General features: G+C 43.0%; 19 protein-coding genes. 15 read left to right on the forward strand and 4 right to left on the reverse strand.

Translation table 11 applies throughout. The annotated features are described in order from the left end of the window. The first annotated feature begins 322 nt into the window (after positions 1–322). The 7 genes from MXE28_RS01160 (at position 323) to MXE28_RS01190 (ending at position 7,131) form a co-directional block, all read left to right on the forward strand. Complete coding sequence (locus MXE28_RS01160) at positions 323–820, forward strand: MogA/MoaB family molybdenum cofactor biosynthesis protein (protein WP_021841742.1); 498 nt, start codon at positions 323–325, stop codon at positions 818–820. A gap of 33 nt (positions 821–853) precedes the next feature. Then, entirely contained in the window at positions 854–1,483 is a 630-nt protein-coding gene (locus MXE28_RS01165) for a DUF47 family protein (protein WP_021841741.1), read from the forward strand. Further along, entirely contained in the window at positions 1,476–2,477 is a 1,002-nt protein-coding gene (locus MXE28_RS01170) for an inorganic phosphate transporter (RefSeq protein WP_021841740.1), read from the forward strand. Before MXE28_RS01165 ends, MXE28_RS01170 begins: the two co-directional genes overlap by 8 nt. A gap of 207 nt (positions 2,478–2,684) precedes the next feature. After that, the gene (locus MXE28_RS01175; protein WP_021841739.1) at positions 2,685–3,149 is read left to right on the forward strand and encodes an Rrf2 family transcriptional regulator; all 465 of its coding nucleotides are present in this window, start codon (positions 2,685–2,687) and stop codon (positions 3,147–3,149) included. A gap of 17 nt (positions 3,150–3,166) precedes the next feature. Then, positions 3,167–4,549: a cytochrome ubiquinol oxidase subunit I gene (locus MXE28_RS01180; RefSeq protein ID WP_021841738.1), complete on the forward strand. Its 1,383-nt coding sequence runs from the start codon at positions 3,167–3,169 to the stop codon at positions 4,547–4,549. Beyond that, the gene (cydB, locus tag MXE28_RS01185; RefSeq protein ID WP_021841737.1) at positions 4,540–5,559 is read left to right on the forward strand and encodes a cytochrome d ubiquinol oxidase subunit II; all 1,020 of its coding nucleotides are present in this window, start codon (positions 4,540–4,542) and stop codon (positions 5,557–5,559) included. The genes MXE28_RS01180 and cydB overlap by 10 nt, the downstream gene beginning before the upstream one ends. 261 nt (positions 5,560–5,820) lie before the next feature. Further along, the gene (locus MXE28_RS01190) at positions 5,821–7,131 is read left to right on the forward strand and encodes an amidohydrolase (RefSeq protein WP_021841736.1); all 1,311 of its coding nucleotides are present in this window, start codon (positions 5,821–5,823) and stop codon (positions 7,129–7,131) included. Between the two features lie 210 nt (positions 7,132–7,341). Here MXE28_RS01190 and MXE28_RS01195 read toward each other — a convergent pair whose 3' ends face one another. The 3 genes from MXE28_RS01195 to dcuC all read right to left on the reverse strand — a co-directional run bounded on the left by MXE28_RS01195 (position 7,342) and on the right by dcuC (position 11,560). Beyond that, on the reverse strand, positions 7,342–8,706 hold the full coding sequence (locus MXE28_RS01195; protein ID WP_021841735.1) for an MATE family efflux transporter: 1,365 nt from the start codon (positions 8,704–8,706) through the stop codon (positions 7,342–7,344). Between the two features lie 327 nt (positions 8,707–9,033). Continuing rightward, positions 9,034–10,152, reverse strand: coding sequence for a M20/M25/M40 family metallo-hydrolase (locus MXE28_RS01200; RefSeq protein WP_021841734.1), 1,119 nt, complete (start codon positions 10,150–10,152; stop codon positions 9,034–9,036). A 124-nt stretch (positions 10,153–10,276) separates the two neighbouring features. Continuing rightward, the gene (gene dcuC / locus MXE28_RS01205; RefSeq protein ID WP_247239724.1) at positions 10,277–11,560 is read right to left on the reverse strand and encodes a C4-dicarboxylate transporter DcuC; all 1,284 of its coding nucleotides are present in this window, start codon (positions 11,558–11,560) and stop codon (positions 10,277–10,279) included. A gap of 211 nt (positions 11,561–11,771) precedes the next feature. On the opposite strand from dcuC, the gene MXE28_RS01210 reads away from it, so the two are divergent. The 8 genes from MXE28_RS01210 (at position 11,772) to MXE28_RS01245 (ending at position 18,874) form a co-directional block, all read left to right on the forward strand. Beyond that, the gene (locus MXE28_RS01210; protein WP_021841732.1) at positions 11,772–12,344 is read left to right on the forward strand and encodes a DNA-3-methyladenine glycosylase I; all 573 of its coding nucleotides are present in this window, start codon (positions 11,772–11,774) and stop codon (positions 12,342–12,344) included. An 8-nt stretch (positions 12,345–12,352) separates the two neighbouring features. Next, positions 12,353–13,447 carry an AraC family transcriptional regulator gene (locus MXE28_RS01215; RefSeq protein WP_247239725.1) on the forward strand — a complete coding sequence of 365 codons (1,095 nt, stop codon included), beginning with the start codon at positions 12,353–12,355 and terminating at the stop codon, positions 13,445–13,447. A 294-nt stretch (positions 13,448–13,741) separates the two neighbouring features. Then, positions 13,742–15,010 (forward strand): SLC13 family permease, encoded by a 1,269-nt coding sequence (locus tag MXE28_RS01220; RefSeq protein WP_247239726.1) that lies wholly within the window; start codon positions 13,742–13,744, stop codon positions 15,008–15,010. 104 nt (positions 15,011–15,114) lie between these two features. After that, positions 15,115–16,014 (forward strand): L(+)-tartrate dehydratase subunit alpha, encoded by a 900-nt coding sequence (ttdA, locus tag MXE28_RS01225; protein WP_021841729.1) that lies wholly within the window; start codon positions 15,115–15,117, stop codon positions 16,012–16,014. Then, complete coding sequence (ttdB, locus tag MXE28_RS01230) at positions 16,014–16,631, forward strand: L(+)-tartrate dehydratase subunit beta (protein ID WP_021841728.1); 618 nt, start codon at positions 16,014–16,016, stop codon at positions 16,629–16,631. The genes ttdA and ttdB overlap by 1 nt, the downstream gene beginning before the upstream one ends. 339 nt (positions 16,632–16,970) lie before the next feature. After that, a complete protein-coding gene (locus tag MXE28_RS01235) occupies positions 16,971–17,348 on the forward strand; it encodes a thioesterase family protein (protein WP_226973970.1) in 378 nt (125 codons plus the stop codon). A 522-nt stretch (positions 17,349–17,870) separates the two neighbouring features. Continuing rightward, positions 17,871–18,440: a DUF3793 family protein gene (locus MXE28_RS01240; protein ID WP_021841726.1), complete on the forward strand. Its 570-nt coding sequence runs from the start codon at positions 17,871–17,873 to the stop codon at positions 18,438–18,440. Between the two features lie 14 nt (positions 18,441–18,454). After that, positions 18,455–18,874, forward strand: a complete 420-nt coding sequence (locus MXE28_RS01245) for a flavodoxin (RefSeq protein WP_021841725.1) — start codon at positions 18,455–18,457, stop codon at positions 18,872–18,874. Positions 18,875–19,240: 366 nt separating this feature from the next. Here the strand turns inward: MXE28_RS01245 and MXE28_RS01250 are convergent, their stop codons facing one another. Continuing rightward, the gene (locus MXE28_RS01250; RefSeq protein WP_021841724.1) at positions 19,241–20,407 is read right to left on the reverse strand and encodes an aminotransferase class I/II-fold pyridoxal phosphate-dependent enzyme; all 1,167 of its coding nucleotides are present in this window, start codon (positions 20,405–20,407) and stop codon (positions 19,241–19,243) included. Between the last annotated feature and the right edge of the window lie 37 nt (positions 20,408–20,444).

Here is a 20,444-nt window from a genome sequence, read left to right on the forward strand (position 1 = left end):
CAGTATCTATCTAGGTTTACAGCACTTTTTACACACACTTTTTGTCCTATAACTCAAAATTTAATACATTTTGCCGAACAACCGGCAAATAGCTAAAAAAATAGCCTGCATCTGGGGTGATGTACACCTCGGATGTAGGCTTTTTTGCATTTTCATTGACAATAGTTCATCTGAGAATTACAAAAACTCAATTTTTACATAAACTTTACAAATGAAAAGTGTAATGTTGTTAACCACGATTGCCAATTCGTGTTATACTAAGAGTAAAGGCTTTGTAAATTATCAAGATAGTGTAAAATGTATTTGTGTGGAGGAGTCGAACATGTCCTTACAAGAAGTCTCAGAACGACCTTTGGTACTCGGCGTTTTGACCGTATCGGATACCCGTACACCGGAAACCGATAAGGGCGGCGACACGGTTGTTCAACTAATCGAGGAAGGAGGCCATATTGTAAAAGTCAGGACGATTGTACCTGATGATTTTACAAGAATTTCCGAAGTATTGCAACGTTGGATTGCAATCGAAAGTCTGGATGCTGTTATTTTAACAGGCGGTACAGGCATAGCCAAGCGTGATGTATCGATTGAAGCAGTGGAGTCACTGTGCACTAAAATAATCCCGGGATTTGGCGAATTATTCAGATATTTAAGCTTCACCGAAGATATCGGTACGAGAGCCATTGCGTCGCGAGCAACGGCCGGTGTAAGTTCCGATGTATTGCTTATTTCATTGCCCGGATCGGTTGGCGCCGTTACACTCGGCATGACCAAATTAGTATTGCCTGAAATTCGTCACTTAGTTTTTGAAATCAATAAATAGCAAGTACCACAATCATATGTTATGGAGGATATTATGGCTTTTCATTTAAAAGGCAAGGAAGAAAAATTTTTCAACATTTTAAATAATCATGTTTCACTATGCCATGACGCATCCGTTGTTATGGAGCAGGCATTTAAAAATGAATTACCTAAAGAAGAAGCACTCCGCGTAATCGACCAGAAAGAAAAAGAAGCCGATCAATTGGTAAACCAAACGATTGAACAGTTGCGGTCCACCTTTATTACCCCAATGGATCGTGAAGACATTCAACAACTCATTGAACAGTTGGATATTACTTTGGATAGTATGAAAGACATTATGGATAAAATGTGTATGTATAACGTAGGTCAACCTACCAAAGGTGCTATCCGTTTAATTGAAATTGTGCAGAAATGCTTAAAACATATTACAAAATCCATTTCTTATATGAATAGCCTTAAGAAGAATCATGTTCGTGTAGAAGGCCGCGTGCTTGAAGTACTTCGTCTGGAAGAAGAAGCTGACGCCGTATATCATGAAGAAATGGCCATTTTATTCCGCGATTGTAAAGATCCGATTGAAATCATCAAATGGAAGGAAATCCTTAGCTCCATGGAAGAAGTCATTGACGGTTGCGAGGATTTGGTCGGTACATTCCGCCGGGTTGTGTTGAAGTATGCTTGATCATTGGTTTGTATGGCTGGTGGTACTCTTAGCATTGGCTTTTGATTATATTAACGGGTTCCATGATACGGCCAACGCCATTGCTACATCCGTATCGACGCGAGCCATTTCACCTAAAAAAGCGGTTATGATGACGGCGGTCCTCAATTTCGTGGGGGCCCTCGTAAGTACCGGTGTAGCTAAGACCATCGGCGGTGATTTAGTTATGTCCGCCAATTTAATTAATGCGGAAGTTATCAGTGCGGCCCTCTTGGGAGCTATCATTTGGAACTTGGTCACCTGGTGGTACGGAATTCCGAGTTCTTCGTCACACGCCCTTATCGGCGGTGTTATCGGGGCGGTTATGGTAGCTGTCGGTCATGAAGCCCTTAACTTTAACGGCATCGGTAAAATTTTCTTATCACTCGTGTTATCGCCGATTATTGCCATGATTTTAGGTTATATTATCATGCACATCTTATTGTTCCTGTTCGGTAGTTTCTCGCCGATTGCTTTGAATGACAGATTCCGCAATATGCAGTTATTATCCGCGACCTTAATGGCGTTTTCCCACGGTTCCAACGATGCGCAGAAGGCAATGGGGATTATTACCTTAACCTTACTCAGCGGCGGTTATATCGATACTTTAGATGTACCGACTTGGGTAAAAGTAGCCTGTGCGTCCGCTATGGCCTTAGGTACGGCAGCCGGCGGTTGGCGTATTATCAGCACCATGGGTACTAAGATTTTTAAACTAGAAAGCATCAACGGCTTTGCGGCCGATTTGAACTCTGCCATTACGATTTTTACCGCTACTTTCTTACACTTACCGGTATCGACCACACACGTTGTGAGCGGCTCGATTATGGGGGTAGGGACGGCTAAACGTGTTAAGGCCGTAAACTGGGGTGTAGCGCGCTCCATGGTATTAGCTTGGTTTGTGACCATTCCGTTAAGTGCCATTATGTCAGGCATAGCCTATTTAGCAATCGATATGATTCGCGAAATTTTATAAAAATTCGCTGAATATCTTGTAAAATTGAATAGATGTGTTATTGCAATTACACACTGTATTGTCTATAATGTAAGTAATAGAAAAAATGCTCGAGATTTGAGCATTTTTTTGTGAACTCAATGTATACTAAGATTGTATTGTTCAATCTTACAAAAGGGAAAGCAAATTATTGGGATAATGATTCGAATTAGGATTTAGGGGGTCACAATGAAACTTAACCAAGCAACAGATTATGCATTCCGTATGGTTTTGCATATGTCGCTCCTGCCGAATGGGACTAAAATTACCGGCGGGGAGCTCGCCAAAGCGCAGAAAATTCCGGATCGATTTCTTCTCAAAATTATGAGAAATTTAATATCAGGCAATATTATGCAATCGTTCCGCGGTGTAGATGGCGGTTTTGCCTTAGCACGTAAACCTAAAGAAATCACTTTATTAGATGTTATAGAAGCTGTAGAAGGGGCAACCTATTTGCAGCGGTGTTTGTATGATAGTGAAACTTGTTCCCGTGGTTGTCACGGTAATTGTTCGGTACAAGAGCAATTTTGTCAAATTCAAAGCCATTTAGTTAAGGAACTACAAGCTGTGGATTTTGAAACCTTGGCGAAACGTGAGCGAGAAATACATTTACAGAGAGTTTGTCCATCGAAGGCGCAAGCGCGCGATTTATAAGTGAGGAGGTTTTACGTATGATGGAAGCATTACTGTTAGCTCGATGGCAATTTGCCTTGACATCGATCTATCACTGGCTGTTCGTTCCTGTTACACTAGGGATGACAGTAGTCGTTGCATGTTTAGAAATTACTTATGTATCGACAAACAATGAAGTGTACAAAAAAATGGCAAAGTTCTGGGGGAAATTATTTTTAATCAATTTTGCCATGGGTGTTGTAACCGGTATCGTGCAGGAGTTCCACTTCGGTATGAACTGGGCTGAATATTCCCGTTTCATGGGTGATATCTTCGGCGCACCTCTTGCCTTGGAAGCTTTAACAGCTTTCTTCCTTGAATCCACTTTTATGGGGGCTTGGATTTTTGGCTGGGACAAATTGTCCGCTAAAGCTCATGCGGTTGTAGCCGTATTGGTAGCTATCGGTACCAACTTATCCGCTTTCTGGATTTTGGTGGCCAGCTCCTTTATGCAGCATCCGGTTGGTTATGTGATTCGTAATGGCCGTGCAGAAATGCAGGACTTCGGCGTTATTTTGAGCAACGGTTATGTACCGGGCCAATTCAGCCATATTTTCTTTGCCGGTCTTATGACTGCAGGCGTTATCATCGCATCTATCAGTGCTTGGCACATTCTCCGCAATAATGCGGTAGATTTCTACAAACGCTCTATTAAATGGGGCTTAGTTTTCACAATTATCGGTGGTGTTTTGGTTGCCGGTGCCGGTCACTTACATGGCCAGTATGTAACTAAAGTACAACCTATGAAAATTGCATCCGTTGAAGGTCTTTGGGACACAACTAAAGGTGCATCTTTCAGTTTAGTTGCTTCGATTGATGAAAAAAATCAGGTAACTAACAGTGCTATCGAAATTCCTGGTTTACTCAGCTTCATCGCTACTGATGACTTCAACGGTGAAATGAAAGGTATGAAAGACCTTCAGAATGCTGATGTACAAAAATATGGTCCTGGGGACTATATCCCACATGTAACGTCCATGTACTGGACATTCCGTGCTATGATTTTCTCCGGCTCTTTGGTATTGTTGGTAGCTATCATTGCTTTCGCAATGAACCGTGCCGGCAAATTGGAACAATCACGCGGTATGTTACAACTCGTATTCTGGATGTTACCATTCCCTTACATTGCTAACGCAACCGGTTGGTATGTTGCTGAAATGGGTCGTCAGCCATGGCTTGTTTACGGCTTACAGAAAACAGCTGACGGTGTATCCAGCACTGTAACGGCTGCTGAAGTTTGGACTACCATTATTGGTTTCTCCGCTGTTTACATTTTGGCAGCGATTGCAGCACTTTATTTAGCGGTTAAACACATTAAAAAAGGTCCTGAAGGCAATCCGTCTCATGATATCGAAGGAGAGGAGGCAGCATTATGGAAGTAATTTTACAGAACTTAGACGTAGTGTGGTTCATCCTCGTTTGCGTATTATTCGCCGGGTTCTTCACACTTGAAGGCTTTGACTATGGTGTAGGCATTTTGCTTCCATTCTTAGGTAAAACTGATGTGGAACGTCGTCAAATGATCAATACCGTTGGTCCTGTATGGGACGGCAACCAGGTATGGATGATTACGGCCGGTGGTGCAACATTTGCATCCTTCCCACATGTTTATGCTACTTTGTTCAGTGGTTTTTACTTGGCTTTATTCTTGATGTTAGCTGCTTTAATTGCTCGCGGCGTAGCATTCGAATTCCGTAGTAAAGACAAATCCATTGCATGGCGTAAAACTTTCGATTATTGCATTTTCTTCGGTTCTTTAATTCCGGCTCTTCTTTGGGGCGTTACTGTTGGTAACTTGATTCAAGGTACTCCGATTGATGCTCAGATGAACTTCGTAGGCGGCTTCTTCGATTTACTTAGCCCTTACACAATCCTTTGTGGTTTGGCATTCATCTTGGTATTCGTTTATCATGGTGCTTTGTATACGGCTATTAAAACAACCGGTCCTATCTCTGAACGTGCACGTGCTACCGCTTTGGTAGAAGGCGTGATTACTGCAGTAGGCGCTCTCGTATTAGTAGGGGCTACTTACTACTTCACTGATTTGTTCAACAGCATGATTGCAACAGTTGCGTTTGCTCTTTGCATCGTATTCTTCTTGATTTCTTGGGGCTTCACCCGCGTACGTCGTCCGGGCGTTGGCTTCACTTTCAGCTGCTTGAGCATTATTTCGGTAACAGCCGCTTACTTTGCAGGTTTGTTCCCACGTATCATGGTTTCCAGCTTAAATCCGGCTTGGAGCTTAACGATTAAAAATGCTTCGTCTTCCGAATATACGTTGACGTTGATGACGATTGTAGCACTTATCTTTGTGCCAATCGTATTAATCTACCAAGGTTGGACTTACTGGACATTCCGTCATCGTGTAAGCCCTGACGATTTACACTATTAATTAAATACTGACTCATTAGAGCCTTCGATTGGATTATAATGAGATTTTGAAAAGCGTGCCGCAAGGTGCGCTTTTCTTTTTGTATGGCGGTGCTTTTCCTTTAATATTCAGCCGTAGCTCTTTATATATTTATTCGTATTCGATATATCAAAAGACCGTTTAAATTATATTATGAGATTACAGATGTCCCCGGAGTGTGGTAAGATAAAGGTAGCAGTTGAAAAATACTCGTAATTAAGACATTAGGGAGGCGTGGTTTACATGAGTACATATAAGAGTGTTGCATTTGCCAACGATAATCGTGAAAAATTTATAGCTATGCGGCGTGATTTGCATCAACATCCGGAACCGGGTTGGTTGGAATATCGGACGGCCGCTATGGCAGCTGATCGCTTGACTGAATTAGGTTATGATTTAAAAGTCGGCAAAGAGGTTGTTAAGGCCGAATCGCGTATGGGTGTGCCTGAAGACGCCGTTATGAAAGCGGCCATGGACCGAGCCCTTCAAGAAGGGGCTAATCCAAAGTGGGTAGAAGCCATGGGATATGGTTTTACCGGCATGGTGGCGACCTTGCATTTCGATGACGAGGGGCCTACGGTAGCTTTCCGTGCCGACATCGACTCCAATGATGTTATGGAATCCACGGCAGACGATCATTTACCGGTTAAAGAAGGGTTTGTATCGAAGCATGAAAAAGCCATGCATGCTTGCGGTCATGATGCCCATTTAACAATGGCCCTAGGCTTGGCCGAATATATAACGACTCATAAAGAAGGGCTCCACGGCACCTTTAAATTGATTTTACAGCCTGCTGAAGAGGGGGTTCGTGGTGCGAAATCCATGGTTGATGCCGGTGTTGTTGATGATGTAGATATCTTCTTCGGCATGCATATCGGGATTAATAAGAATATTGCCGGTTGCCTTGCTTGTTTAAATAACGGCTTCTTGGCTACGACTAAATTAGACGTAACCTTTAAAGGCTACTCCTCTCATGCAGGCGGGTCGCCGGAGCTTGGCAAAAACTCCTTATTGGCAGCTTGTACGGCGGCTTTAAACTTGCAAGCCATTTCTCGTCACTCCAAAGGTAACTCCTGTATTAACGTAGGCGTTTTAGAGTCCGGCACAGGTCGTAACGTTATTCCGGACAGAGCCTATTTACAGATAGAAACGCGCGGTGCTACCGGTGAAGTTAATGATTATATCTGCAAACGAGCCTATGAAGTGTTAAAAGGTGCGGCCGCTATGTATGAAAATGAAGTGGACATCAAAGAAATGGGCAGTGCGCCGGCCTGCATTAACTCAGAAGATTTGGCTAAAGAAGTACAGGTTATTGCCAAAGATTTAGGTATCTTTAAAGATGTACCGTTAGCCAATGAAGGGGGCGGCAGTGAAGACTGCGCTTACTTCTTGGAACGGGTAATCGGCAATGGCGGACGCGGTACCTATATGATTTTAGGTTCCGATATTGCGGCACCGCATCATAATCCTAAGTTCAATATTGACGAAAAGGATATGATTAATGGCATTGCTTTTACGGGCGCTTTAATTGAATCTTATTTGAAAGAAAAATAAGCACAATAAACTTAAGGAAAATAAGCACAATAAACTTAAGGTAGAATAAGCGCACTAACGTTATGGTGCAAAATAAAATAGCGTCCGGAGTTTGCAGTAAATTTTTATAGTACATAACTAAAAGCGCCTCAGCCAATTTTGGCTGAGGCGCTTTATTTTCTATTTTAAATTATAAGTGGTAGCTCAATTTGTCTAAACTAATCTTAGTTTTTATGTATTTATGATTTTAAACTTTTTGTGTTGGATATACCAGACGCGCCATGTGAAGAGGGTGGCGGCGATGGCTGTACTGCCTAAGAGGCCAATCCAAATGGCGTATGGCCCGTAGTTTAGTACGAAGGTAAAGAAGGCAGCAATGGGAATGCTGGTACCACAGAAGCTGCTTATGGCGATAATCGAGATGATGCGCACATCTTTATAGCCGCGTAGAATACCTTGAATTGGTGTTCCTAAAGCGTCAATAACCGTGAAAAATACGGCGTAACTAAGGAAGCTGCCGATTAATCCTACCATACTCGGATCATTGGTATAGTAACCGGCGATGCGCGGTAAATTTGTAAAGGTATAGAGGCAAATACTTAATGCTAATACTACAGCTGTACCACGGGCGATATAAGAATAGGTTTTGGCAGCTAGTAAGTTTTTGGCGCCTACTGCATAACCTACCGTGATAGTGGCGGCAATACCGATGCTTAAAGGCACACCATAGAATAACGATGTAAAGCTGATAGCAGCCTGATGGGCGGCAATAATTTTAGTACCGTAAACGGTGGCGGCAATGCCAGCGAGGCTGAAAATACTGCTTTCTGCAAAAATGGCAAGCCCGATGGGGATACCTAAACGTAATTGTTCTCGAATGTAGGTAAAATCAAAAGTGAAGCCTTTACGGAATAATCGGTAATTTTTAAAAGTTTTGCCAAAGAGTAATAAAGTTACGAAGGCTAAGAAATTAAACCAGTAAGCTACAGTAGTAGCAATGCCGGCACCAAGCGCTCCTAAGGCAGGAAAGCCGAAATAACCGAGTATAAGAGCGTAATCAAGGAAAATATGAACACCCAGGCCACAGAGGATAATATACATGGTGTAGCGTGTATAACCATGACAATCGACGGTATTACGCAAGACACAGGTTAAAATAAGTGGCAACAGGCCCCAAGCAATGGCCTTTAAATAGAGCCAACAAATTTCGTAGGCGGCCGGCTCCAAATTCAAACTTAATAATAATGGGTCAAGGACAGTTACGCCTAAGAAAATTAAGAGTAAAAAGAAACAGACACTTAAAATAAGCCCGTGATATATAATTGTAGGGATATTATCTTTATGATTCGCGCCTAAGAGCTGTGCAATGATAGGGGAGATACCCAGATGAATCCCCAATATGCCGAAATAACAGGCTGTCCATAGATTAAAGCCTACAGACATGCCGGCTAAATCCACCGTGCTGAATTGGCCCGTAAGGACTACTGATACGAAGGATCCGCCGGTTATAGCGAATTGCGTCAAAATAATGGGGATTGTTAACGCGACAAAGTGTTTTATTTTATCAAATAGTGTTGTTGAAATTGGTTGTTCCATACGTTTGCTACCTCAAAAAAAAACACACCAAAGTATCTATCTTCTAAGACCTACGATAGACGCATTGATGCATTAATGCCGCTTACCCGCATCCGGTGACACAAGGTAAGACTGTGTATTACTAAATTTTAAAACTAAAAGCTTTTATCTGTCTGTTATTCTAACATAGAATATATGAAAAGTCCATAGTCATGACTAATAGACGAATGTCCACTATTTTGATGAGTGGGTGATGTCATAATAATAGATAAATGACAATAAAAAATAATAACGAAAACGCCCCGTTCTTAAGGAACGGGGCGTTTTCGTTATACAGATTTAATGTTACTATTTAGCTGCTTCCACAATAATTTGTAAAGCTAAGCGGGCGGAATTATATAAATCTTCTTCCTTAATGCATTCTTCTTTCGTATGCACATTGGTCATACCAACACCGAGAACGGCTGTCGGTACACCATAGGCATTGAAGAAGCTGGCATCACTGCCGCCGCCGGATTCAACTACATTAACGGTGAAGCCCAATTCTTCGGCCGCTTTGGAAGCGAGGCGAATTGTTTCGGAATCTACCGGCACATCGAACGGATCGTAAGCCGGTAATACTTCTACTTTAATGGACGTATTAGTGTCTTTAGCGCCCTGTTCGAAAATAGCTACCACTTCGTCGGTTAATTTAGCTAATTTTGCTTTATTACGGCTGCGGGTTTCCATAAAGATAACCGCTTCTTCCGCTACGATATTGGTAGCACGACCACCACTGATGGTACCGATGTTGCAAGTCGTTTCTTCGTCGATACGGCCTTGCGGTAGTTTTATTAAAATATGACCGGCCGCAACGATGGCGTTAATGCCTTTTTCCGGAGCGTTGCCGGCATGAGCCGCTTTACCGGTGATGGTGGCACGTACTTTGTTCTGGCCCGGTGCTTTATGTACGATACGGCCCGGTGCACCGGAGGTATCAAAAGTATAACCCAATTTAGCTTTAAGTAAGGACGAATCCATATTCTTAGAGCCGTTTACACCGCCTTCTTCAGCGATAGTAAAGACAACCTGTATATCGCCATGAGGGAGATTGTCTTCTTTAACAACACGCAAGGCTTCTAGGATAGCTACCACACCGGCTTTGTCGTCACCCCCGAGGATTGTAGTGCCGTCCGAAGTAATGAGGCCGTCTTTAATTTGTGGTTTAATATTGGCGCAAGGTTCTACGCAGTCCATGTGAGCGGTGAGCATAATCATAGGGGCGGAAGGAACATTTCCTTTAAGAGTTGCCACTAAGTTACCTGCATTGCCACCCAATTTTTCACCGGCATTATCTTCTTCAACGGTAAAACCGAAAGCTTCTAAACGCTTGGTCAATAAGTCGGCGATTTCACGTTCTTTAAGGGTGGAGCAAGGAATTTGAATCAATTCTAAGAATTCATCAAGGATACGCTTTTCTTGGATCATGAGAACCTCCTAAACATAATGTGAGAGAATAAAATAAAGAAATTGTATAATGTGAGAGTTTTCAGTTATAAATAATTAATAGTACCGGTTAATATAGTAATGAATAGGGGATGCAAATTTCAACTTAGAATAAAATAAGGAATGTAATAACGCCAACCAACATTGGCACGATATTACGTTTGGCAAGCTCCATAGGACCTACATTGGCGAGGGATGCACAAATAATGGCCGCACCCGCTACCGGTGAAGTAGAACGACCGATAGCCCCTGAAATCTGTGCCAAGGAGCCAAGGTCGACCATGTTCATGCCGAAGCTGGCTGCATGCGGTGTGATGGCACCGTTGAAGGCAAGCGCTGCTGCGTCGCCGGAACCGCTTAAGATAGCGATAATGAACGGACCGAAGCTGCCGGCAATTTTAGCGATGGATTGAGAATCCTTCATATACGTTAATAACGCATCGGTAAGGCCCATGGCCTGCATGCCTTTGGTGAAAACCGCAGCGGCGATGATAAGACCGATGATGCTGCCGTAGGCATCGCCCATGCCCTTGAAGAAGTCTTTCGTTACTTCTTGCGGATTGGCGCGGGCAATAATGAGAGCTACTACACAGCCGATAATCATAGCGGCCGGTACGCTTACTTTAGCAATCCCCATATCTTTGAGCGCAGCAATGTTTAAGTTGGTTACAACTAAAATAACGAGCGGCACAATCGGTGCCATAGCTTTAAGACCGTTAACTTTGAATTTACTTACGATAGAAGCGGTACCTTGTTCTGCTAACGCTTCTTGGCGAGCCTTGCTTGGGCCTTCCTTGCGAAATGCCGTTACTAAGGTAAGTGATACGGCTACTACTAAGGATGCGATGATGGCCGGTAAGGCAGTTTCAAGGACAACGAACATAACATCTACATTGGCCATCTTGGAAATGAAGGCCACATGCGTATTGCCGGGGCTGATGGCACTGCCCCAAGTGCCGGCTAAGATAGCGGCACCGGCCATGGCCGGATGTACGCCGGCCGCAATTAAAGCGGGAATCAAGATACTGCCGATAGCCGCAGCGGCACCGGCTGCACTGGTAACGGCGATGTTGAGCCACCAGGTTACGAGCATGGCAAGCGGAATGATAATGGCATGGCTTTTAGAAATAAGGCCTGATAATGCATGCACTAAATGTTGGTCACATTCCGTATGCTTCATAACGAAAGCAAAGCCCATTACGGTACAAATAGTTGGGACTAAGGAACCGTGAATCATGGTTTTGACAAACGAATCCATGAATTGGCCCATTACGCCGCCGATGAAACACATAAGTGCGCCGGCTACAAGTAGAACGGTGCGGGTTTCATACTTTCTAATGATGGCGGCAAATGCGATGATTACGATAATACCACCTGTCAGTTGCATCATAGGTAACACCTCCGTAAGAAATACCCCCTACTATATAACATGGTATAATACTACTATAGGCTAAATTAGAAAAAAATGCCACATTTAAATGATAAAATATAATTTTGATTATGTTAATTTTGCATACATTATGAGTGTTTTCAATGGCGTATATGATTTGAGTATTTGCAATTATGTTTAAAATATGCTACTTTACGGTGGAGGTAGACGTATGACAACCGGCAGAGAATGTGCGTGGGCTAAACGCAGCTTGGAAGAGCAAGTATATCATGATACCGAGTGGGGCGTGCCAACCCATGAGGATTCCGTTTTGTTTGAGTTTTTAGTACTGGAAACTATGCAGGCCGGACTCAGTTGGACGTTAGTACTAAAACGTCGCGAAGCCATGCGTGAAGCATTTGATGGTTTCGATATAAATAAAGTGGCGGCCTATACGCCGGACAAAGAGTCTCAATTATTGGAGAATCCGAATATTATTCGGAATCGACTTAAGATTGCTTCACTTCGTAAAAATGCCTTGGCATTTAAGAAAATTCAGGCCGAGTTCGGATCTTTTGATGCGTATATCTGGGCGTTTACGAACGGCGAAAGTTTAGTTGGTCACTGGCAAACAGAAGCGGACGTGCCGGCTATAACACCGTTGGCGGAGCAAATCAGTAAGGATTTGAAGAAACGCGGTTTTACCTTTGTGGGACCTACGATTGTATATTCTTTTTTACAGGCTATCGGCATGGTAAACGACCATATTGTGAGTTGCCCTTGTTATGAACGTTTAACAAAGTAGGAGGAATCATGCAATTTTATAATTTTTTATACCAACATGGACATATAGCCTTCAGCCAATATATTTATCGGATTGGCACGTATCATTATAATTGGCATCCGGAGATTGAAGTGCTCTTAGTACTGCAGGGAGCGGTCGAGGTATGTCATGACAATGAGTACACCAATTTGGGCCCCGATGATTTTATTATCTTGCCGCCGCAGTGTGGGCATGCTACGTTGGCTTTGGAGCCGGATACGATAGCTATGGTGTTACATTTACATCCGCAAATGCTGGCGCAATATGACAAGGAATTTAGGCAATCCAGTTTCTTTTTGGCCACCGATGAAATGACTCGATACGATTCAGGGTATGACAAGTTGCGGACACAACTTAGTGAATTGATGCGGCAGTTGGCTAAACATAAAGTTGATGAGGTTACGACCATTAATGTGGTAGAAGAACCGGATATTGCAATAGAAAGGGAATTTTTAGGTATTCTCCATTGTTTAATCGATTTGTTAAAGCCTGTTTCCTATATGCCTCAGGGAAATCCGGTGGCCTTGCAACAGGCGGCTACCTTTGAAAAAATGATTACTTACATTGATCAACATTATAAAGAACCGTTGACTTTGGGGGAGATAGCCGATATTGGCGGCTATACCGAAAGTTATGCGTCGCAATTTTTTAAACGGCAGTTGGGCATTTCGTTTAAGGCCTATGTACTGCGCATGCGCTTAAGAGAGGCAGCGGTACAGTTAGTTAATACGAAGCAGCAAATCGTAGACATTGCCAATGAATGTGGCTTTTCTGATGTGAAAGCCTTTAATACGGCCTTTCGCAAGCATTTTCATACGACGCCGACGGAATATCGTCAGGTAGCCGGCAAGGTAGAGCGTCATACGATGATGGATAATTGGAAGGAATATATTGCCGTCGATGATGCGGGGATTAATGAGCGGTTAGAGACTTATAGAAAAAAAACGACTGAAAATGAGGCGACCCCGACTGATAAAGGCGCGCATCCTATGAGTGAGTCAAGCAGCGCTGATGCTGAATTGGTGGCCGCTCGTGAACAATTACGTCTCGCATTAGCTACTTTGGATGAAATTTTAGATAAATAAATACGGCTATCTAAAAAAAGTGGAAGTTGGCATTTTTTTATATTATTTGAAATAAGAATACGGTCATATGATAAGTAGGGAGTGATGATAATAGCCGGTTTTTAAAAATAAAAGCCGGTTGTTTTTTTATATCATTTGCATTAAAAGTATATAACAAATCGCATAATAAAGAGTAATTGATAATAATTTTCATAGCGTAATTTGGATAGCTGAATTATGGTATATGCGTATAATGAAAGTATCGAATGCATTCACAGTATCACCAATACAATTAGTGTACGAGAGGAGACAAAGATGGATGGTGTTATTGTAACCCTAGTTCTTTTAGTTTTTGCCATTATCATGTTCGTTTGGGAGAAAATCCCCTTGTCCATAACCGCTATGACGGTAGCCGTTTGCTTGACCTTGACCGGTGTGCTCACACCGAAAGAAGCATTCTTAGGCTTTGTGGATTCCAATGTATTGCTCTTTATGGCCATGTTCATTGTAGGGGCCGCCTTTTTCGATACCGGCGTGGCTCATGCGGTGGGCGGTTTAATCAATCGTTTTGCCAAAACGGAACGTCAGTTAATTATTGCCGTAATGTGTATCACGGGTCTTATGTCTACATTCTTATCCAATACGGGTACAACCGCCGTATTGATTCCACTGGCCATGGATCTTGTGCAGCGCACCGGCATTAAGGCAACGAAACTGTTAATGCCTTTAGCTATTGCCGCATCTGCCGGTGGTAATGTGAGTCTCATCGGTTCACCGGGCAACATGATTGCTCAATCCGGTTTGGCACAGCAGAATTTGGCCTTCGCCTTCTTCGACTATGCCTTGGTAGGTTTGCCGGTATTGCTCGTAGGTATTGCGTACTTCGCTTTAATCGGTCATAAGTTATTGCCGGAAGAGCCAACTCACACACCGGCTACGGAGTATACGACTGACGCCGATTACAGTAAAGTGGCCATGTGGCGCAAAGTATTTGCTGCCGGTACCTTGGTTGCGACCGTACTGGGGATGATTTTTGAATCACAATTGGGCATTAAATTACACGTTATTGCCTGGATTGGGGCTTTATTCCTCGTAGCGACGCGCACGATTTCTGAAAAAGTAGCCGTTAATGCTATTGATATGAAAACGATTTTACTCTTTGTAGGTTCCTTGGCCTTAGCTCAGGCTCTTGTGAAAACCGGCGCCGGTGCTATGATTGCGGATACGATTATTCAGAGCCTCGGTGATAATCCGTCGCCGTTTATGTTATTGGCCGTTGTATTCTGTATCGCTGCTATTTTGACTCAGTTCATGTCCAATACAGCGACGACTGCTTTATTGGTGCCAATCAGCTTGGCCTTGGCACAGCAGGTTGGGGCCGACCCGAAAGCGGTACTTATGGCGACCGTTATAGGCGGTTCCGTAGCCTTTGCTACACCAATCGGTTGTCCGCCGAATACGATGGTATATAACGTAGCAGGCTATAGTTTTATGGACTATGTCAAAGTAGGTGGTCCTTACATAATCTTAGCAATGATCACTTCACTCATTTTATTACCGATTTTCTTCCCGTTTTACCCTTGATTTTAAGCGGCAAAACATTTTTGATAAAAATTTTTCTAGGTTTTTCTATATGTACAGATTGTAATTTGGGATCGGTACATCCCATAAGTTAAAGGAGGATATGTATGGATAAGGAAAAAATGAGTCAACGAATGACTCAAATTCTTGCGGATTTTGTAGGCTATTTTTCTAAAGTATTGCCGGATGATGTTGACGCTAAATTAAAAGAATTGGCAGCGGACGAAAAGAATCCGTTGGCAAAAACGATTTATGACACAATGCACAAGAATATGGAATTGGCTAAAGAATTGAGCCGTCCATCCTGTCAGGATACAGGCGTATTGCAGTATTGGGTAAAATGTGGTGCCAACTTCCCGTTAATCGGCGAATTGGAAACTATTTTGCGCGATGCTACCTATCAGGCTACGCAGGAAACTCCATTGCGTCATAACTGTGTAGAAACATTTGACGAATTCAACACGAAGAAAAACATCGGCTTAACGGCTCCATACATTCTTTGGGACATTGTTCCTGACCGTGACGATGTAGAAATTTACCCTTACATGGCCGGCGGCGGTTGCTCCTTGCCGGGCAGCGGTAAAACTTTAATGCCGGGCGAAGGTTACGAAGGGGTTGCCAAATTCGTACTCGATTTGATGACGTCTTACGGCTTAAATGCATGCCCACCGTTATTGGTAGGCGTAGGTATTGCTACCTCCATTGACACCGCAGCTTTATACTCCAAAAAAGCGATCATGCGTCCGGTAGGTTCTCATAATCCTAATAAAAACGCAGCGTATATGGAACAATTGTTGGAAGATGGCATCAATGCCCTTCATTTAGGACCGCAAGGTATGGGCGGCGACAAATCCGTTATGGGTGTTAATATCGAAAACGGTACCCGTCATCCTTCCGTTTTGAGCGTAGCTGTTAACGTTGGTTGCTGGAATCACCGTCGTGGTCACTTAGTGTTTACTAAAGATGGTCAGTGTACTGTTTTATCGCATAGTGGGGTGAAATACTAATGGAAAAGAAAATCTTAACAACACCGATTTCCGCAGAAGATTTAGAAGGCATTAAAGCCGGTGATATTGTATATTTAACGGGCCACATTACAACTTGCCGTGACGTAGCTCATCGCCGTTTGATTGAATACGGTCGTGAACTGCCGGTTGACGTTCGCAACGGTGCTATTTTGCACGCCGGTCCGATTGTAAAAACTATCGATGAAGCTAACGGTAAATACGAAATGATTTCCGTAGGTCCTACGACCAGTATGCGTATGGAAAAATTCGAATACGATTTCGTAAAACATACCGGTGTTCGCCTCATCGTCGGTAAAGGCGGTATGGGCCCGGGCACTCAAAAAGCTTGTCAGGAATTCAAAGCGTTGCACTTGGTATTCCCGGCCGGTAATGCCGTATTGGCCGCTACAGAAGTAGAAGAAATCGAACAAGCTAACTGGAAAGAGTTAGGCATGCCGGAAACATTGTGGACTTGCCGTGTTAAAGAATTCGGTCCATTGATCGTGTCCATCGACACCTATGGCAACAACTGGTTCGAACAGAAAAAAGTGGAATACAACGAAACGAAAGAAAAAGTGCTTGCTGAAATTAACAAACACGTAAGCTTCATTAAATAAGAATTCGTTTATACCTAATTATTTATTAACCCGTTCATGGTGTTAACCATATACATCGTTTACTGCTAATTGCGATGCATAAGGGAGAGCCATACGAGGTTACAATTTTATACTCGCTGCAAAGGTCGTCCCGCAAGGGGCGGCTTTTTGCATTTTAATAATAATTTTCAGCAAGGCCTCTTGAAATGTAGTATACTGTTTTTAGAATATAATGTAATAGTCAAATCGCCGGTTGAGATTGCCATAGTGGATGGCTGGAATTAGTTGCAGTATTTGGCCGGTAGGGGATTACATTAAACGTATTAATGGTGATTAGGTATAGCTACAGGAGGTTTCATTATGAATATAGAAGTGGGATTAAAGGGTGAGGCAACAGTGGTTGTTAATGAGCACAATATTGCCAAAACGATGAAAAGCGGTGCTCTTGAAGTATTCGCTACGCCTGCAATGTGTGCCCTTATGGAAGAAGCGGCGGTAGCCGCTTTGGCCGGTAGATTACCGGATGGTGACGGTACGGTGGGTATTTCCCTCAGTATTTCCCACGATAAGGCATCGGCTATGGGTGCTCAGATTCGTGCGGAAGCGAAGGTATCAGCTGTGGATGGCCGTAAAATCAGCTATGAAGTGGCTGCTTATGAAGGCGATACTTGTATTGGGAAGGGAACGCACGAACGATTTGTCATCAACAACGAAAAGTTCATGAGTAAGTTAAAATAGGAAGTTTAATGGTGATGTGCCGGAAACATAATGACGTCGAGCCGGAAACATAATGGCGCCGTGCCGGAAACATTATGGAGCTAGTGTTGGAAACATAATGGCGCTAGTGTTGGAAACGAAACATAATTTCTGTAATATTGAATTATTTTCTCAATAAAAATGTCCGGATGGAGCTGGAATGTAGCTGTGGCTACCGTTTTAAAAGAGGATGAGGTATACAATAAAGATACCCCATCCTCTTTGTTTTACAAAGGTTGTAGACTTTTAGTGCACATCGATAACTATCGTTTAAGTGAAAGCTATAGGTTCTTTGCTTAAATTTCATAATTGAAAATAACTGTCAATTATATTGACAGAACAGCGCTTTGATTGTATGATGAATTAAGAAGATAGTTAGCTTAATTATTTTAAAACCAAGTCATAGTAGCTTGGTAAAAGCTACTATTCATAAATCCGGATTTACTAGTATGACAGCCTTGAGAGCAAGTGTTCTCCTGAAAACATTGAGAGGCAGGGTGAACTATGGTAAGCGAAATAGATTCTATTATCGGTTATCATTGTGCGCCGGCAATACGGGGAATCAAGGTGGCGAATCTTGTGGCCATTCCACGAGATATGGATTTGCATTTGACAACGGCTTTGTCGGCGTATAATGAGAAATTTAATGATCGCGGCTTGTTCTTTTATGAACTGTGTCATTGCGATCGGCGAAGATTATTGTTGGTGTTCCGCAAACGAATGTTAGAGGAATATTTACGTCGTCCCGAACATGCTGCGTTTTTAAAACTCTACGGCTATTTGCCGACGGAATCTTTGGAAACGTGGTTTGAGCGCTTAAAAGGTCGTTTGGAAGAACGGATGGACTTTCCTCATGAAATCGGTCTGTTCTTGGGCTATCCACTCCACGATGTACGCTCTTTTATTCGTATGAAAGGCGCGGGCTATAAGCTTTGCGGCGAATGGAAAGTCTATGGCAATCCTATGTCCGCCATGCATTCGTTTCACTGTTTTCGGGCATGCAGAAATTACTGTCATACCCAGCTTTTAAATGGTAAACAATTAGAGTCTTTGGTAGCCGTAACGGCATGCTAGTAGGAGGTAATCACATGATTGGTGTAATTTATTGGTCTGGTACAGGTAACACACAAGCAATGGCAGAAGCAATCGGTAAAGGTATTGCCGGTGCAGGTCAAGAAGTAGTCGTTAAATCCGTGTCTGAAATTTCCGCTGATGAAGCAGCTGCTTTTGACAAATTAGCTTTAGGTTGTGCTGATATGGGTGCTGAACAGTTGGAAGAAATGGAATTCGAACCATTCTACACAGCTTTGGAACCTAAATTATCCGGCAAAAAAGTAATTCTTTTCGGCTCCTATGGTTGGGGCGGTACTTGGCTCGAAGATTGGGCTGAACGCGTAAAAGCAACCGGTGCTGAAATCGTAGCTGATAACTTGCCTGTTTTCGGTGCTCCTGATGATGCTGCTTTGGCAGACTGCGAAGCACGCGGTAAAGCATTGGCTGACGCATAAAATTAGAATAAGCAATAACTTAAAATAGTACATAGCAAAGTTTTGTTGTGTAAATATATTAGGGGGCTGTAATTGTAAGATTACAGCCTCTAAGCATATATAGGTAAGAGGATACTAATCTGCTGGATACGGTGCAGAATTTGAAAGCTGAAAATGAGGCGTTAAAAGAGCGAGATAATGCGCAAGATAGTATTATTGCTCAGCTACGCCAAGAATTGGATGCCCTCAAGGATAGTTTGAATAAATAAAATAAATATGGAAGGATATATAATACAATTTTAAAATGGGGTTGTGATAAAATATATCCTCAGACATAAAAATGCGGTTTGAAGACAAGTTGCTTCCAACCGCATTTTTAATTTATTTTTATTTTTTCAAACCGTTAATGAATCGTTCAATTCGGTTCAACGCTTCCTGAATGGTTTCGCGAGATGATGCGTAGGAGCAGCGGATGCGTCCTTTACCGCATTCGCCGAAAGCGGAGCCAGGTACTACGGCTACGTGTTCCTGTTGTAACAACTGAACGGCGAAATCAAAGTCACTTAAGCCGCAACTTGAAATATCAGGGAATACATAGAAGGCACCTTCCGGAACCGCGATGGGAAGCCCCATCTTTTGGAAGCCTGCAACAATTAAATCGCGCCGTGCTTCGTATTCTTCACGCATAGCAACTACGCTGTCGTCGCATTCGTTGAGTGCCACGATGGCGGCATGTTGAATCGGGGTAGCCGGTGCAACAATGCTGTACTGGTGAATTTTGATAGCCTGTTCAATAATTTCCGCAGGAGCCAAGAGGAAGCCGATACGTAAACCGGTCATAGCGTAAGCTTTGGAGAAACCGTTTAAAATAAGGGTGCGTTCTTTCATGCCCGGTAAGGCGGCAATGCTCGTATGAGTGCGACCATAGGTTAATTCGGAATAAATCTCATCACTTACAACGATGAGGTCATGTTTTTTTACAACCTCCGCAATGCCTTCCAGTTCTTCCCGTGTTAAAATGGCGCCGGTCGGATTACTTGGGTACCCCATGAGTAACACTTTAGTTTTAGGAGTAACCGCTTTTTCAATGGCAGTCGGTGTAATTTTGAAGCCTTCTTCCAAATGAGTCGGCACCATGACAGCCACGCCTTTATTTAGTTTGACTTCCGCTGCATAGGCCACATAGGATGGATCCGGAATGAGGACTTCGTCCCCTTCATCTAGCAATACACGCATAGCTAAATCGATGGCTTCGCTGGCGCCGACGGTGAGCATCATTTCGTTTTCGGTATAGTCAACGCCATAGCGCTTGCCGTACCATTTTCGAATGGCCGTGAGAAGCGGTAATAAGCCGGCGTTACTGGTATAACTTGTTTCTTTATTTTCAAGGCTTTTGATAGCGGCGTCCAGTACTTTCTGCGGTGGTGCATAGTCCGGTTCGCCAACGCCTAATGACAGCACATTATCCATGGATAAGGCCATCTCCCAAATTTTACGAATGCCTGAAGCAGGCAATTCTTGTGCTGTTTTTGAGATGTAATTGTTCCAATTCATAGTATGTTCCTCCTTAAATACGACTCAACATGATAGG

The sequence above is a fragment of the Veillonella sp. KGMB01456 genome, assembly GCF_023051165.1.
Classification (GTDB): Bacteria; Bacillota; Negativicutes; order Veillonellales; family Veillonellaceae; genus Veillonella_A.

Excerpts from the sequence above, each read along its gene's own strand:
- MXE28_RS01160 (WP_021841742.1), top strand. The coding sequence starts at position 323 with ATGTCCTTACAAGAAGTCTCAGAACGACCTTTGGTACTCGGCGTTTTG.
- MXE28_RS01165 (WP_021841741.1), top strand. The coding sequence starts at position 854 with ATGGCTTTTCATTTAAAAGGCAAGGAAGAAAAATTTTTCAACATTTTA.
- MXE28_RS01170 (WP_021841740.1), top strand. The coding sequence starts at position 1,476 with ATGCTTGATCATTGGTTTGTATGGCTGGTGGTACTCTTAGCATTGGCT.
- MXE28_RS01175 (WP_021841739.1), top strand. The coding sequence starts at position 2,685 with ATGAAACTTAACCAAGCAACAGATTATGCATTCCGTATGGTTTTGCAT.
- MXE28_RS01180 (WP_021841738.1), top strand. The coding sequence starts at position 3,167 with ATGATGGAAGCATTACTGTTAGCTCGATGGCAATTTGCCTTGACATCG.
- cydB (WP_021841737.1), top strand. The coding sequence starts at position 4,540 with ATGGAAGTAATTTTACAGAACTTAGACGTAGTGTGGTTCATCCTCGTT.
- MXE28_RS01190 (WP_021841736.1), top strand. The coding sequence starts at position 5,821 with ATGAGTACATATAAGAGTGTTGCATTTGCCAACGATAATCGTGAAAAA.
- MXE28_RS01195 (WP_021841735.1), bottom strand. The coding sequence starts at position 8,706 with ATGGAACAACCAATTTCAACAACACTATTTGATAAAATAAAACACTTT.
- MXE28_RS01200 (WP_021841734.1), bottom strand. The coding sequence starts at position 10,152 with ATGATCCAAGAAAAGCGTATCCTTGATGAATTCTTAGAATTGATTCAA.
- dcuC (WP_247239724.1), bottom strand. The coding sequence starts at position 11,560 with ATGATGCAACTGACAGGTGGTATTATCGTAATCATCGCATTTGCCGCC.
- MXE28_RS01210 (WP_021841732.1), top strand. The coding sequence starts at position 11,772 with ATGACAACCGGCAGAGAATGTGCGTGGGCTAAACGCAGCTTGGAAGAG.
- MXE28_RS01215 (WP_247239725.1), top strand. The coding sequence starts at position 12,353 with ATGCAATTTTATAATTTTTTATACCAACATGGACATATAGCCTTCAGC.
- MXE28_RS01220 (WP_247239726.1), top strand. The coding sequence starts at position 13,742 with ATGGATGGTGTTATTGTAACCCTAGTTCTTTTAGTTTTTGCCATTATC.
- ttdA (WP_021841729.1), top strand. The coding sequence starts at position 15,115 with ATGGATAAGGAAAAAATGAGTCAACGAATGACTCAAATTCTTGCGGAT.
- ttdB (WP_021841728.1), top strand. The coding sequence starts at position 16,014 with ATGGAAAAGAAAATCTTAACAACACCGATTTCCGCAGAAGATTTAGAA.
- MXE28_RS01235 (WP_226973970.1), top strand. The coding sequence starts at position 16,971 with ATGAATATAGAAGTGGGATTAAAGGGTGAGGCAACAGTGGTTGTTAAT.
- MXE28_RS01240 (WP_021841726.1), top strand. The coding sequence starts at position 17,871 with ATGGTAAGCGAAATAGATTCTATTATCGGTTATCATTGTGCGCCGGCA.
- MXE28_RS01245 (WP_021841725.1), top strand. The coding sequence starts at position 18,455 with ATGATTGGTGTAATTTATTGGTCTGGTACAGGTAACACACAAGCAATG.
- MXE28_RS01250 (WP_021841724.1), bottom strand. The coding sequence starts at position 20,407 with ATGAATTGGAACAATTACATCTCAAAAACAGCACAAGAATTGCCTGCT.